Annotated in this window: 12 protein-coding genes and 2 pseudogenes; 12 read left to right on the top strand and 2 right to left on the bottom strand. The window is 72.8% G+C overall.

Annotated features, from left to right (window positions below):
* Positions 1 to 54 precede the first annotated feature (54 nt).
* Entirely contained in the window at positions 55 to 1,263 is a 1,209-nt protein-coding gene (locus tag QMZ92_RS05785) for a putative hexosyltransferase (protein WP_283296144.1), read from the bottom strand.
* 179 nt (positions 1,264 to 1,442) lie between these two features.
* Between QMZ92_RS05785 and QMZ92_RS05780 the strand changes: the two genes are divergently transcribed.
* A complete protein-coding gene (locus QMZ92_RS05780; protein ID WP_349307706.1) occupies positions 1,443 to 2,024 on the top strand; it encodes a Uma2 family endonuclease in 582 nt (193 codons plus the stop codon).
* Positions 2,025 to 2,325: 301 nt separating this feature from the next.
* Here QMZ92_RS05780 and QMZ92_RS05775 read toward each other — a convergent pair whose 3' ends face one another.
* Positions 2,326 to 3,519, bottom strand: a complete 1,194-nt coding sequence (locus tag QMZ92_RS05775; RefSeq protein WP_283296143.1) for a pyridoxal phosphate-dependent aminotransferase — start codon at positions 3,517 to 3,519, stop codon at positions 2,326 to 2,328.
* Between the two features lie 123 nt (positions 3,520 to 3,642).
* Here QMZ92_RS05775 and QMZ92_RS05770 point away from each other — a divergent pair, with 123 nt between their 5' ends.
* From QMZ92_RS05770 to QMZ92_RS05720, 11 genes and pseudogenes are all read left to right on the top strand, one after another.
* Positions 3,643 to 3,876, top strand: coding sequence for a hypothetical protein (locus QMZ92_RS05770; RefSeq protein WP_283296142.1), 234 nt, complete (start codon positions 3,643 to 3,645; stop codon positions 3,874 to 3,876).
* 385 nt (positions 3,877 to 4,261) lie between these two features.
* Complete coding sequence (locus QMZ92_RS05765; protein ID WP_283296141.1) at positions 4,262 to 4,780, top strand: DUF2617 family protein; 519 nt, start codon at positions 4,262 to 4,264, stop codon at positions 4,778 to 4,780.
* 84 nt (positions 4,781 to 4,864) lie between these two features.
* Entirely contained in the window at positions 4,865 to 6,397 is a 1,533-nt protein-coding gene (locus tag QMZ92_RS05760; RefSeq protein WP_283296140.1) for a polyamine aminopropyltransferase, read from the top strand.
* A gap of 70 nt (positions 6,398 to 6,467) precedes the next feature.
* Positions 6,468 to 7,484 carry an SRPBCC family protein gene (locus tag QMZ92_RS05755; RefSeq protein WP_283296139.1) on the top strand — a complete coding sequence of 339 codons (1,017 nt, stop codon included), beginning with the start codon at positions 6,468 to 6,470 and terminating at the stop codon, positions 7,482 to 7,484.
* Between the two features lie 65 nt (positions 7,485 to 7,549).
* Entirely contained in the window at positions 7,550 to 8,350 is an 801-nt protein-coding gene (locus QMZ92_RS05750) for an aldose epimerase family protein (protein WP_283296138.1), read from the top strand.
* 343 nt (positions 8,351 to 8,693) lie between these two features.
* Positions 8,694 to 9,233: an orotate phosphoribosyltransferase gene (gene pyrE, locus QMZ92_RS05745; RefSeq protein WP_283296137.1), complete on the top strand. Its 540-nt coding sequence runs from the start codon at positions 8,694 to 8,696 to the stop codon at positions 9,231 to 9,233.
* Positions 9,234 to 9,537: 304 nt separating this feature from the next.
* On the top strand, positions 9,538 to 10,560 hold the full coding sequence (gene fbaA / locus QMZ92_RS05740) for a class II fructose-bisphosphate aldolase (RefSeq protein WP_283296136.1): 1,023 nt from the start codon (positions 9,538 to 9,540) through the stop codon (positions 10,558 to 10,560).
* Positions 10,561 to 10,762: 202 nt separating this feature from the next.
* A pseudogene (locus tag QMZ92_RS05735) lies at positions 10,763 to 11,476 on the top strand (aminotransferase class I/II-fold pyridoxal phosphate-dependent enzyme); the annotation flags it as partial.
* Between the two features lie 5 nt (positions 11,477 to 11,481).
* Positions 11,482 to 12,009 (top strand): annotated as a pseudogene (locus tag QMZ92_RS05730) (aminotransferase class I/II-fold pyridoxal phosphate-dependent enzyme); the annotation flags it as partial.
* 198 nt (positions 12,010 to 12,207) lie between these two features.
* Positions 12,208 to 13,686: an MFS transporter gene (locus tag QMZ92_RS05725; RefSeq protein ID WP_283296135.1), complete on the top strand. Its 1,479-nt coding sequence runs from the start codon at positions 12,208 to 12,210 to the stop codon at positions 13,684 to 13,686.
* A 242-nt stretch (positions 13,687 to 13,928) separates the two neighbouring features.
* On the top strand, positions 13,929 to 14,342 hold the full coding sequence (locus QMZ92_RS05720) for a DUF3151 domain-containing protein (protein ID WP_283296134.1): 414 nt from the start codon (positions 13,929 to 13,931) through the stop codon (positions 14,340 to 14,342).
* The last annotated feature ends 94 nt before the right edge of the window (positions 14,343 to 14,436 follow it).

The following is a 14,436-nucleotide window of genomic DNA, read 5'->3' as shown; positions in this document are numbered from 1 at the left end:
TCCGAGCGCCCCGGCCGAAGGGGCGCCGCGGTGGTGAGCGCACCCCCGCGGGGCTCACAGCGCGATCGGGGCGACGGTCAGGTACGTCCCGTAGCAGAACGAGAGCCCGGCCAGGGCGGCGATCACCGTGATCGCCGCCCTGGGCCGGGCTCTTGCCAGTGCGGCGGCCAGCGGCAGCAGCAGCGGGAACGCCGGCAGCAGAAAGCGCGGCTTGGATTCGAAGAAACCGGAACCGCCGACTGTGATCAGCACCAGCACCCCCGTGTACACCAGCAGCGACATGGGCGGCCGGTCCAGCACGAAGAGGGCGAAGAGCAGGACGCCGGCCCCCGCGATCACCAGCGCCATCGGGAAGCCGAAGAACGTCGGTGCGGTCACCATGCTGCGGATGACCTTCAGCGACCCGAGTCCCAGGTCGAAGCGCGAGGTCCAGCCGCTCTGCACGGCGAAGTAGCCGCCGAGCACATCGCCCTTGCGCACTCCGACCCACAGCACGTAGCCCAGCCAGCCGGCGGGCGCCAGCGCGGCGGCGGCCCAGACCGGCGCCCGGCCGCCCTTCGTGCCCCGCCGTCTCCACAGCTCGCAGCCGGCCACCACGCAGACGGCCGCGGCGACCGCGATGCCGTTGGGCCGGGTCAGCCCGGCGAGCCCGGCGAGCGTTCCGGCCCACAGCCAGCGGCCGGTCGCCAGCGCGTACAGCGACCAGGCGGCGAACGCCGTGAGCAGCGGCTCGGTGTAGGCCATGGACAGGACGACCGAGTGCGGCAGCAGCCCCCACAGCAGCACGACGAGGGTCGCGAGCCCGCGTCCGTGGAGCCGCTCGACGACCGCGTAGATGCCCCATGCCGCCACGCCCGCCGCGGCCCACGAGAGCGCCATTCCCGCGGTGCCTCCCGTGACCGGCAGCGCGGACGTGACGGCCCGGATCAGTCCCGGGTAGAGCGGGAAGAAGGCGAGATCGGACTGGACTGCCCCGTCCGGCCAGTACACCGTGTGGCCGTAGCCGTTCGCGGCGATGCCGACGTACCACTTGGAGTCCCACGAGGTGGCGAGCAGCGCTCGCGGCGACCGGCCGATGTGCCACGCCCACAGGGCCGCCACGAGCATGCCGGTCAGCCGTGCGGCCGCGAACAGTCCCAGGGCGGGCGCCGCCCGGTGGAGCGCCGCGCGCGGGCGGGCGGGGGACCGGCGGTCGGCGGACGCTGCCTTGTCGAAGGTCTCGGCGAACAGGGGGCACCTCCGTGCACGCGCGGGTGCGGTCACCCCGACCTTCGGCGGTGCGCGGGCGGTGCGCGACCGCTGGCAGCCGCCCGGGTGGATCGCCCGCGCGGGCGGGCCGGAAACGCGTGTCGCCGTGACAGCGGACTGCCCGGACGCTAGGGCCGTCCCCCAGCTCCGCTCTTGCCCTCGGCCGTCACGCGAAGGCCACCTCCGACGTCCACATCGACTTCCCCGCCGACGAGAACTCCGCCCCCGATCTTGCGATCCTGCGCGAGGACGCACGCAAGGAAGGCAAGCGCTACAGCTTCGAGGACGTCCTGCTGATCTCCGAGGTCGTCTCGACCTCCTCCGCGCGCAAGGACTACGACGACTGCACCGCGAAGTACGGCCGCTATGGAATCCCGATCTACCTGGTCGTGGACCCCTACGCCCAGGAGGTCGTCCTTCACACCCAGCCGACCGCCACGGGTTACATCGCCGCACACACCCACAAGTACGGCACGGGCAAGTTCCCCATCCCCCTGGCCGACGGCCGCACCTTCACCTCGACCTCGACGAACTTCCGCGCCCGGAGCCCGAGGCGAACGCCCGCTGACGAGGGACTCCGGCCCGGTCGGGCCCGTGCTGTCGGCACCGCCGTCGCCGGACGTGGTCGTTCCTGGTCGGGCCGGGCCCGACGAGCTCAGGCAGTTGGCGGCACGGGCACCGGGTACCCACGGCGCTCGCGTCGGCCGCGCCCGGAAGGCTCGGCGCACTCGTGCAAGAGCGGCCGCAAGGGAGTGCCGGCCTGCATTCACCGATGAGCTGGGGCCTGGGCCCGAGGCCGAGGAGGACGACGATCCCGAGCGATGGCTGTACGTGCCGGCTCTGGGGTCCCGGGCAGGTTACCGGGACACGGAGCTGTTCATCGAAGAGGTCGAGGACGCAGCCCTTGCCGTCCGGGTTGATCGCTGATGGAAGCGTGTCCGCCGACAGGCGGGCCGCGTGACATGACTGCCGATCACCGGTGTCCGGGTCGACCGGGCGGCAGTCGAGTGCGGGTGCGCGGCGGCTCGGAGCAACCAGGGCGGGTGGCCGTTGCATCCGCTCGTGGGTCTGCGGCTGTCAGGCGGCCAGCGCCTTGAGTCGGGAGACGGCCTCCTCCAGTACGTCGACGCGCTTGCAGAAGGCGAACCGCACGAACGGCGCCCCGGCCTCTTGGTGGTCGTAGAAGACCGCGTTGGGGATCGCCACGACCCCGCAGCGTTCCGGCAGGGTGCGGCAGAACGCGAAGCCGTCCGACTCTCCGAGCGGCCGGATGTCGGTGGTGACGAAGTACGTCCCGGCGGGCCGGTACACCTCGAAGCCGGTCGCCGCGAGCCCCGAGCTCAGCAGGTCCCGCTTGGCCCTCAGGTCCTCCCGCAGTCCGTCGAAGTACGCGGCCGGGAGCGCGAGCGCCTCGGCGACCGCGTACTGGAACGGGCCCGACGAGACGTAGGTGAGGTACTGCTTGGCCGAGCGGACCGCCGTGACCAGTGGCGCCGCGGCGGTCACCCAGCCGACCTTCCAGCCGGTGAACGAGAACGTCTTGCCCGCCGAGCCGATGGTCACGGTGCGCCCGTGCATCCCCGGGAAGGTCGCGACCGGCGTGTGCTCGCCGTCGAAGACCAGATGCTCGTACACCTCATCGGTGACGACCAGCAGATCGCGTTCGACCGCCAGCTCCGCGACGGCCGCGAGTTCGTCCCGGGTGAGGACGGTGCCGGTCGGGTTGTGCGGGGTGTTCAGCAGGATGACGCGGGTGCGGTCGGTGACGGCGTCGCGCAGCTCGTCCAGGTCCAGCGCGTAGGCCCCGTCCCGGGGCCGGAGGGTGACGGGTACGCGGGTACCTCCGGCCATGGCGATGCAGGCGGCGTACGAGTCGTAGTACGGCTCCAGGGCGATCACCTCGTCTCCGGGCTCGACGAGGGCGAGCAGCGAGGCCGCGATCGCCTCGGTGGCGCCGGCGGTGACCAGCACCTCGGTGTCGGGGTCGTACCCGAGGCCGTACCGGTCCCACTGGTGGGCGGCGATCGCGGTGCGCAGCTCGGGCACGCCGGGGCCGGGCGGGTACTGGTTGCCGCGGCCGTCGCGCAGCGCGCGCACCGCCGCCTCCCGCACCTCCTCGGGGCCGTCGGCGTCCGGGAAGCCCTGGCCGAGGTTGATGGAGCCGGTGCGCACGGCCAGCGCGGACATCTCGGCGAAGATCGTCGTACCGAACTCGGCGAGGCGGCGGTTGAGCAGCGGCCGGGGGCCCGGTGCACTTCCTGGAGCTGTCATGCCGGCCATCCTGCGCGGAACCTCTGGACTAGCTCAAGTCCGCTTTGGGCCGTGCGGGCCGCGGGCATCCCCCAGGCATGCCGGAAGCAGCCTCGCTTCGGGGGCGAAGGAGGGTGAGGCCAAATGATCGGAATCGTGATCGCCATCGGGGTGATCGTCGCCATCGGGCTCGTGGTGGCGGCGTCGAACGGCAGGCGCGGGGGGCGCTCGCGTCGCAGCAGTGGCGGCAACAGCTGGTGGGCCGGCGGAGGCGGCGGTTCCTCCTGCGGCGGGGGCTCGTCATGTGGCGGAGGATCCTCGTGCGGTGGCGGTGGCGGTGGCGGTGGCGGTGGCGGTGGCTGCGGAGGCGGCAACTGACCACGACCCGACTGACCACGACCCGTACGACGGCGGGGCGGCTGACACGGGGCAGCCGGCTCGCCGGAGCCGGGGGCGCCCGGGCGGAGCGAACTTCCGCCGGGCGCCTTCCTGTTGACGGGCGATGCACTAATCCGCCGTCGTTGTGCACTTCCGTCATGGGTTTCTGTTGAACAGTTGAACCGTAAGGCCCCCCAGGGGATGGAATGCACGTCAAGTTGGGTAAAAGCACTGTGGACGCCGCGTACTTCATGGTTCCCTCGCTGTTGAGAACATCCAGCCCTCGGACCGTCTGTGGACCCGAGTCGGCAGATCCCCCACCCTCCCTGTGCTGCCTCCGGGGCGCCCCGGTCCACCCGTCACGCGTGTTTTGCGGAGCCGACCCATGCTCACGACCCTGAAGACCTCCTATACCGACACCCGCGCGGCCGACCTGGCCTGGGCACTGGGTCGGGAGCCGCTGCCCGCGCTCGCCGAGCTCGATCTGGAACTGGCTGGTACGAAGCTGCAGTTGAGACTTCTGGGCGCCTCGCACCAGGTGCTGCTCGAAGGGGAGCACGGCATCTGCTCCGAGACGGTGGCGTGCATGCCAGGCCGCAGCACACCGCTGCCCTTGGGCGTGGCGCGGCGGCTCGGGCACTGGGAGTACGAGTTCGCCGCGCGCGTGGAGACGCTGTCCGAGGGCTCTTTCGCGGGGCGCGCGCAGGAGTTGCTGGCGCTGGTGGCGGACCATCCGCACGGGTTGGCCGGCACGTTCCCCGGCTCGCCGCACGCGTTCACGGCGATGGTCGCCCAGCAGGTGGACGGCCAGGTGCGGTGGCGGACCTGGCACGCGTACCCGCAGGAGGGCCAGTTGGTAGTGACCCGCACCCACGTCGGCGCACGCGTGCCCGCCCCGCGCTGACCCCAACCGTCGCCGCGGCATTTCGGGGCGGTTGCACCCGTGTGGGTGACGCTTCGGTATGGATGAGTGACGTAGCGTTACGGCATGATCGACCAGCCTGTGTCAGCACCGGTGCAGGGCGGGATGCGGCCACCGCCCGTCCGTCCGGACACGGGCCGGTTCCTCGTCCTCCTCGTGGTCTTCGTCTGCGCCGCCTGCGGTCTGGTGTACGAGCTGGAACTGGTCGCCCTCGCCTCGTACTTGATCGGCGACTCCGTCACCCAGGCGTCCGTCGTCCTCTCGGTCATGGTCTTCGCGATGGGCGTCGGTTCGCTCCTCGCCAAGCGCCTGCGCTGCCACGCCGCCGTCGGCTTCGGACTGGTGGAGGCGGCGCTCGCGCTGATCGGCGGCTGCTCGGCCTTCGTGCTGTACGCGGCGTTCGCCTGGCTCGGTGAGGCCCGGTACGCGTTGGTTGCCTTCTCACTCGCGATCGGGGTGCTGATCGGCGCCGAGATCCCGTTGCTGATGAGTCTGATCCAGCGGGCGTCCCGGCGCGGCGGCCGGGGCGAGGAGGACGCCGCGGGCACGGTCGCCGACCTCTTCGCGGCCGACTACGTGGGCGCGCTCGTCGGCGGTCTCGCGTTCCCGTTCCTGCTGCTGCCATGGCTCGGCCAGCTGACCGGTGCGCTGCTCACGGGCGCGGTGAACGCGGTGGCGGGCGGGGCGCTGGTGCTGTGGCTGTTCCGGCGGGACATCTCGCCACGGTCGAGGTGGTGGCTGCTCGGGACGAACCTGACCGTCCTGGCCGTGCTGGCCACCGCCACGGCGCTGGTCGCCGACTTCGAGGCCGCCGCGCGGCGGGCCGTGTACGGCGAGCCGGTGCGGGTGGCCGTGCACACCGGGGTGCAGGAGGTCGTCCTCACCGGTGCGGAGGACGGGCCGGTCGATCTGTTCCTGGACGGCCGGCTGCAGATGAGCGGTGGGGCCGACGACCGGCACCACCGGGCGCTGGTGCATCCGGCGATGCGCCGGGGCCCGCACGCGCGGGTGCTGGTCCTCGGCGGCGGTGACGGAATGGCGGCGCGCGAGGTGCTGCGCCACCCGGGGGTGCGCTCGGTCACCGTGGTCGAACTGGACCCGGGGATGGTGCACCTGGCGCGCACCGATCCGGCGCTGTCCGCGCTGAACGGGCAGGTGTACCGGGACCCGCGGCTGAAGGTCGTGTACGCGGACGCGTTCCGCTGGCTGCGGGGCGCGTCGGCACCCCGCCACGCCTACGACGTGGTGGTCTCGGACCTGCCGGACCCGGGCGTCACGCCCAGCACCAAGCTGTACTCGCAGGAGTTCTACGGGCTCGCCGCCGGGGTCCTCGCGGACGGCGGACGGCTCGCCGTGCACGCGGGAGCGGTGGGGGCGCGCCCGCACGCGTACTGGACGGTCGAGTCCACGATCCGTGCCGCGGGCTTCACGACCCGGCCGTACCGCGCGCCTGGCCGGCCCGACCGCGGCTTCGTCCTCGCGGTCCCCGCGGCGCGGGGCGCCCCGCCGCCCCTCGGGCCCGGGGTGCTCGGCGTCGAGGACGAGCGTCCCCGGGACGTCCCGCCGTCGACGCTGCTGCGCCCGCGGTACGCCGAGTGAGGGCCGTGGACTGTGCCGGTTCCGCGCAGAAGGGCCCCCGTCGGGCCGGGGCTGAGTAGGCTCGGTTCCCATGGAGCATGAGGTGTTCGTTCCGGTACCGGCAGACAGGCTTCGGCGGACGCTGGCCGACCCCGCGCGGGTTGCCCGGTGCGTTCCGGGACTACAGCGGGACGCCGACGCGTCGGCGGGCCCGCTCGCGGGCCGCCTGAAGGTCCGTGTGGGCGGTCACACGATCACCTACCGCGGTGCGCTCCGGATCTCCGAACGGGACGGCGGCTTCGCCGTCGAGGGTGAGGGCACCGAGGCCCGTGGCCACGGCTCGGCCAAGCTGGCACTGACCCTCCGGCTCACCGAGGCGGAGGGCGGCACCGCGCTCGTCTTCACCGGAACGGCCCATGCGGACGGCCGTCTCGCCGAGGCGGCCCCCGGAAGGGCCGAACAGGCCGCGATCCGGCTGCTCGACCGCTTCGCGTCGTCCCTGGGTGCCACGGCGGAGGACGACACGCGCGGGGCGGCCGCCGCGGACGAGGACGCGGGCGCACCTGCCGGTCCGGACGAGTCCGGCAGCGCGTCCGCGGCCGGAGCCACACCCGCGAGCGACTCTGGCACGGCCGACAGGACCGCCCCGGTCGCCGACGCCGACGCGGCCGCCGACGCGGCCGCCGGCGGGGCCGACGCGGCAGGGCGGCCGGACGCGACGGCCGGAGGCGCGTCCCCTGCCCCGGGCGGTGACCCGGCGGGGGCTTCGGCGAACGGGAGCGATGCGCTCGAGGACGCGGCGGACGACCAGGACGAGAACGCGCCCCTGTTCGGGGTCGATGTGCCCCCCTCGTCGCTGGACCCCCTGGCCGACGAGGTGTTCGGCGAGGACGACGAGCCGCCCGCCGAAGCGGCCCACGCCCGCCGGACGATGATCGGCCGCAGTGCGGAGGAGGTGGACCACGCACCGCCGCGCGGCCGGTACGCACCCGTCCCGGCACCCCAGCCCACCTCCGCCGGAAGCACGCTGCGCTGGGTCGCCCCCGCCGCCGCGCTCGCCATCGCCTCCGCCGTCGTCGTCGGACGGGCACTGCGCCGCCGCAGGTAGCCGAGGGCCCCCGACCGGCCCACGCGACTCGGGCGCGCCCGGCCGTCCGCCAGTAGGGTCGGGGTGTGAGTAGCGAACAGAACGTCCGGCTCACCGCCGGCGACGTCGAGTTGACCGTCACTCCGCGCAACGGCTGCCGCATCGGCAGCTTGCGCATCGCGGGCACCGAGCTGCTGCGGCAGGGCGAGCGATACGGCTGCTTCCCGATGGTTCCCTGGTGCGGCCGTACCGAGAACGGCCGCTTCCGCAACGGCGGTGTGGAGCACCAGCTGCCCGTCAACAACCCGCCGCACGCCATCCACGGCACCGGCCGGGACACCGCGTGGCGGACCGCCCGTACCGGCCCCACCGAGGCCGTCTTCACCTACGAGCTCGGCGAACCCTGGCCGTACACGGGGCTCGTCACCCAGACGTTCGAGCTGAGCGAGGACTCACTGACGCTCCAACTCGGCGTGGAGACGTACGACGACTCGTTCCCCGCCCAGGCGGGCTGGCACCCGTGGTTCCAGCGCCACGCCTTCCCCGACGCCAAGGGGGTCCGGCTCGACTTCATCGCCGACTGGCAGGAGGAGCGTGGCTCCGACTACCTGCCCACCGGCCGGCGGATCGGGCCGACGCCCGGCCCCTGGGACGACTGCTTCGGCATGGAGGACGGTGTCGACGTCACCCTCACCTGGCCGGAACAGCTGGAACTGACGGTGAAGAGCCGAACCGAGTGGGTGGTCGTCTACGACGAGCAGGAGGAGGCGGTCTGCGTCGAGCCGCAGTCCGGCCCGCCGAACGGCCTCAACACGCACCCGCGCCTGGTCACGCCCATCGACCCCCTCGAGATCGCGACGACATGGTCGTGGCGACGGCTCGTCTAGCCCGTGCCGTGTCAGGCGGGGTCTGCCCGTCAGGGAGCGGCGTCCGGTGCACGGGGTCTCCCCCGGCCCTCCGGGCCGGGGGGAAGGATCGCAAGGCGCCGGATCGGCCTCGTGGTGGGCCCACTCGGTTGATCCGGCAACGCCGCGAGTCGCCGTGCCGGGCGCCGCGACGGGGCGAACGTCGCCTGATACGGCACCAGCGGCGGCGCCCTCCGGTGCCGGGCGGCCGGGCCGGGGTTCGGAGGCGACACCGGCGCGGGGCCCGCGCCGGTGGGCTCGGAGCGTGGCGGGCGCCGGAGGCGGTCCCGGCCGGGGCCGCAGAGCAGGGCCTAAGCTCATGGCCATGACTGACGTACGTGCTGAGCTGCTCCAGCAGATCAAGGACAAGGCCGTGGTGCACGGCAAAGTGACCCTCTCCTCGGGTCGTGAGGCCGACTACTACATCGACCTCCGCCGGATCACGCTGGACGGTGAGGCCGCGCCCATGGTCGGCCAGGTCATGCTCGATCTGACCAAGGACCTGGACTTCGACTGCGTCGGTGGTCTGACGCTGGGCGCCGACCCCGTCGCGACCGCGATGCTGCACGCCTCCGCCGCCCGCGGCGGGCGCCTGGACGCGTTCGTCGTGCGGAAGGCCCAGAAGACGCACGGGATGCAGCGGCGTATCGAGGGCGCGGACGTCAACGGCCGCCGCTGCCTCGTCGTCGAGGACACCTCCACGACCGGTGGTTCGCCGCTCACCGCGGTGGAGGCCGTTCGTGAGGCCGGCGGCGAGGTCGTCGCCGTGGCCACGATCGTGGACCGCGGCGCCGCAGGGGCGATCGCCGAGGCGGGGCTGCCCTATCTGACCGGATTCGAACTGTCGGACCTCGGTCTCGCCTGATTCCGGCGGCCGGATCTGACCTGCGCTTATCGCAAAGGGCGGGCGTTTCACGTGAAACGTCCCGCCCCTTGTCCCCTGAGCCCCCATGGGCGTCTGGGAAGATAGGTGCGACGATGACGTCGCCCCCAGGTCAGGGTGCCAAGCAACGCAAACCGCACATCACAAGGAGCGGACAGATGCCCATCGCAACCCCCGAGGTCTACAACGAGATGCTCGACCGGNTGGGAAGATAGGTGCGACGATGACGTCGCCCCCAGGTCAGGGTGCCAAGCAACGCAAACCGCACATCACAAGGAGCGGACAGATGCCCATCGCAACCCCCGAGGTCTACAACGAGATGCTCGACCGGGCGAAGGCAGGCAAGTTCGCCTACCCGGCCATCAACGTCACCTCGTCCCAGACCCTGCACGCTGCGCTGCGCGGTTTCGCGGAGGCCGAGAGCGACGGCATCGTCCAGATCTCCACCGGTGGTGCGGAGTTCCTGGGTGGCCAGTACAACAAGGACATGGTGACCGGCGCCGTCGCCCTCGCCGAGTTCGCGCACATCGTGGCCGACAAGTACCCGGTCAACATCGCCCTGCACACCGACCACTGCCCGAAGGACAAGCTGGACGGCTACGTCCGCCCGCTCCTGGCCATCTCCGAGCAGCGTGTCGCCCAGGGGCAGAACCCTCTCTTCCAGTCGCACATGTGGGACGGCTCGGCCGAGACCCTCGCCGACAACCTGTCCGTCGCCCAGGAACTGCTGGCCGGTGCGGCCGCCGCCAAGATCATCCTCGAGGTCGAGATCACCCCGACCGGCGGTGAGGAGGACGGCGTCTCGCACGAGATCAACGACGAGCTGTACACCACCGTCGAGGACGCCATCCGCACCGCCGAGGCGCTCGGCCTGGGCGAGAAGGGCCGCTACCTGCTGGCCGCGTCCTTCGGCAATGTCCACGGCGTCTACAAGCCGGGCAACGTCGTGCTCCGCCCCGAGCTGCTGAAGGAGCTCCAGGAGGGGGTCGGCGCCAAGTACGGCAAGTCCGAGCCGTTCGACTTCGTCTTCCACGGCGGCTCCGGCTCCACGGCCGAGGAGATCGCGGTCGCGCTGGAGAACGGCGTCGTCAAGATGAACCTCGACACCGACACCCAGTACGCCTTCACCCGCCCCGTCGCGGACCACATGTTCAAGAACTACGACGGTGTGCTGAAGGTCGACGGCGAGGTCGGCTCCAAGAAGACCTACGACCCGCGCACCTGGGGCAAGGCGGCCGAGGCGGGCATGTCGAAGCGTGTCCTCGAGGCCTGCCAGGTGCTGCGCGCCGCCGGCAACAGGATGAAGTAACCGGCGGCAGGCCGAGGCGAGCGGGACGAGACCCAGCCGACGTGAGGCCCGGTACCGGCGAACGGTGCCGGGCCTTCGTCCTGTCCGGAGGGATCCGACGTTGACGCACCACGCTCCGTACGACTTCGACACCCCCGTCGACCGGCGGGGCACCGCCAGCGTGCAGTGGGACGGTGCCGCCGACCGGTTCGGCGCGGACGGACTGCTGCCGTTCACCATCTCCGACATGGATTTCGCGTCGCCGCCGCAGGTGCTGGACGCGCTGCGCGAGCGCCTCGCACACGGGGTCTTCGGGTACACCGACTGGCGGCTCGGCGCGTTCCGCGAGGCGATACGCGGCTGGTACGCCCGGCGGCACGACACCGCGCTCGATCCGGAGCGGATCGTGTACGCACCGTCGGTCCTCAACCAGGTGTCGCAACTGCTGCGGATGTGGACGGAGCCGGGGGACGGGGTCGTCGTCCACACCCCCACGTACGACGGATTCCGCAAGGCGGTGACGGGCCTCGGGCGCCGGCTCCGGGGGGTCGCGGTGGGCGACGGGGCGGGGCTGGAGCGGGAGCTGGCCCGGACGGACGCGAAGGTGCTGATCCTATGCTCGCCCCACAACCCCACCGGACGGGTGTGGACCGAGGACGAGCTGAAGGGGTTCTCCCTGCTGGCGGAGACGTACGGGGTCGCCGTGATCTCGGACGAGATCCACGCGGACTTCGTGCACGACGGGCACCGGCACCTGCCGTGGACCCGGTTCGCGGACGACCGGGGGCGGTGGGCCCTGGTCACCTCGGCGTCGAAGGCGTTCAACTTCCCGGCGCTGAACGGCTCCTACGGGATCATCGGCGACCCGGAGGAGCATGCGGCGTTCGTCCGGCGGATGGAGACGGGTGAGGGGCTCGCCTCCCCGGCCGTGCTCTCGCTNTGCCGTGGACCCGGTTCGCGGACGACCGGGGGCGGTGGGCCCTGGTCACCTCGGCGTCGAAGGCGTTCAACTTCCCGGCGCTGAACGGCTCCTACGGGATCATCGGCGACCCGGAGGAGCATGCGGCGTTCGTCCGGCGGATGGAGACGGGTGAGGGGCTCGCCTCCCCGGCCGTGCTCTCGCTGACGGCGCACGTCGCCGCGTACCGGGACGGGGCCGGATGGCTGGACGCCGCCCGCGGCTATGTGGCGGGCAACCTGGCGATGCTGGAGGAGCGGCTGCGGTCGGCCTTCCCGGTCCTCGGCTGGGAGCCGCCGCAGGCGGGGTACCTGGCGTGGATCGACCTCCGGGCGCTGGGCGTGGACGACGAGGCGTTGCAGCGGGAGCTGGTCGAGCGGGAACGCGTCGCGATCATGCCGGGCGCGGTGTACGGGGCCCACGGCTTCGTCCGCCTCAATCTGGGGTGTCCCCGGTCCAAGGCGGAAGCGGGCGCGGAGGCGCTGGTGCGGGCCCTGACCCGGCTGGTCTGACGCCGCCGCCCGGGGCCGACCGGCTCGTGCCCCCGGCCGTGGGCCCGGCCGGGACCGGAGCGAGCCGAGCCCCCGGACCGGGTCCGGCCCTGGTCTCCGGCCCGCCCCGCGCGGGCCCTGTACCGAGCCGCTCCGGCCGCGGTTCCACGACCCGCAGCCGGGTCGCCGGGATAACCGTGGGGCGGAATGATTCGCCCTATGGACATCAGGCTCGCGTCGGCCACCGGGCGCTGGATCGTCCTGACGACCGTCCTCGGGTCCAGCATGGCCATGCTCGACTCCACCGTCGTCAATGTCGCCCTGCCCCACATCGGTGAGGACCTCGACGCCGATCTCGCCCAACTCCAGTGGACCGTCAACGCCTACATGCTCACCCTCGCGGGGCTGATCCTGCTGGGCGGGGCGCTGGGGGACCGGTACGGGCGCCGGCGCGTGTTCCTCGTCGGAGTGGTGTGGTTCGCGCTGGCGTCGCTCGCCTGCGGACTGGCGCCGAACGCCGGTGTGCTGATCGTCGCCCGGGCCCTGCAGGGCGTCGGCGGGGCGCTGCTCACTCCGGGGTCGCTCGCGCTGATCCAGGCGAGCTTCCACCCGGACGACCGGGCCAGGGCCGTGGGGCTGTGGTCCGGCTTCGGCGGCGTCGGCGCGGCGGTCGGGCCGTTCGTCGGCGGATGGCTCGTCGACGGCCCCGGCTGGCGGTGGGTCTTCCTGCTGAACGTGCCGCTGGCCGCCCTGTGCGTGCCCGTGGCGATGCGCCGTGTCCCCGAGTCGAAGGACCCCGCGGCGCACGGCCGTTTCGATGTGCTGGGCGCGGCGCTGGGGGCGCTGAGCCTCGCGCTGGTGACGTACGCGCTGATCGACGGCTCGTGGTGGACAGGGGTCGCCGGCGTGCTCACGGGCGCCGTGTTCGTCCGGCTGGAACAGCGCCGGAAGGATCCGATGCTGCCGGTGTCCATCTTCCGCTCCCGGCTGTTCACGGCGGTGAATCTGGTCACCGTCTGCGTGTACGCGGGGTTCAGCGGCTTCTTCTTCCTCACCGCCCTGCAACTCCAGGTCGTCTCGGGCTACTCGGCCCTGGCCGCCGGTACCGCGCTGCTGCCCACCACCGTGCTGATGCTGCTGCTCTCCGCAGAGGCCGGCCAGCTGGGCGAGCGGATCGGACCGCGCATCCCGCTCACCGTCGGGCCGCTGCTGTGCGCGGCCGGGATGCTGCTGATGCTGCGTGTCGGACCCGACGCCGCCTACGCCGCCGATGTGCTGCCCGCGCTGCTGGTGCTGGGCCTGGGGATGGTGATCCTGGTGGCCCCGCTGACCGCGACCGTGCTGGCGTCCGTGGACACCGCGCGGGCCGGGATCGCCAGCGGTGTCAACAACGCGGCGGCCCGGGCCGCCGGGTTGCTCGCCGTGGCCGCGCTGCCGATGCTGGCCGGGATGGGGCCGGAGGCGTACCGGATTCCGGAGCAGTTCGCGGCGGCCTTCGCCCGGGCGATGCCCCTGTGCGCGCTGATCCTCGTGGTGGGCGCGGTGCTGGCGTGGGCCATGGTGCGGCGGCCGGCGGAGGTGCCCGGCCATGCCGCATGCAAGGTGCACTGCGGTGTGGGCGCGCCACCTCTGGAGCCGGTGCCCGAGCCGGAGCGCGGGGACACCGGGGGCGGCCGGACGGATCGACGACCCGGATGACGCCGTGGCGGGGGTCACGGCCCCGGGACGACCGCCACCGCCCCATCCACACGGCGCCTCATCCACGCTCCGCCGCTCCGCCGCGTGCCGCCTCCGCCCGCCGTCTCCCCGCGGCCCTGCTCCGTCGCACGTCACGGCCCCCGTCCCGGCGCGTCCCGGACCCGGCCGGAGAGGACGACGCCGTCGCGGCACGGGCGGGCACCGGCTCCACGGATCCGCCGGCGACCTGTGACACTGAACCCATGGCCATCCACGAGAACCTGCTGGGGGGACCGCCCCCCACCCACCTGCCCGACGATCCCGAGCCGCGGGAGATGCTCGCGAACGGCACGGCCCCCGCCGATGTCGCCGCGAAGTACCCCACCTCCTCGCTCGCCTGGGCCCAGCTCGCCGACGAGGCGTTCGAGGCCGGGCGGGTCGTCGAGTCGTACGCGTACGCGCGTACGGGATACCACCGGGGCCTGGACGCGCTGCGCCGCAGCGGCTGGAAGGGCCACGGCCCGGTGCCGTGGGAGCACGAGCCGAACCGCGGCTTCCTGCGTGCCCTGCACGCGCTCGCCCGCGCCGCGCAGGCGATCGGCGAGCAGGGCGAGTACGAGCGCTGCAGCACGTTCCTGCGCGACTCGTCCGAGACGGCGGCCGACACTCTCGGCTGAGCCCCGCCGATCCGATCCGCACGAGGGGCGGGTGCCCCGACCGGGCACCCGCCCCTCGCGTCACCGGCGGGACCCGTGTTTATGATGCGCGCAG

The organism is Streptomyces sp. HNM0645 (genome assembly GCF_030056615.1).
In the GTDB taxonomy this organism is placed as follows: Bacteria; Actinomycetota; Actinomycetes; order Streptomycetales; family Streptomycetaceae; genus Streptomyces; species Streptomyces marianii.
The sequence above is the reverse complement of the archived record's forward strand: the minus strand, read 5'-3'. Positions and strand labels throughout refer to the sequence as shown.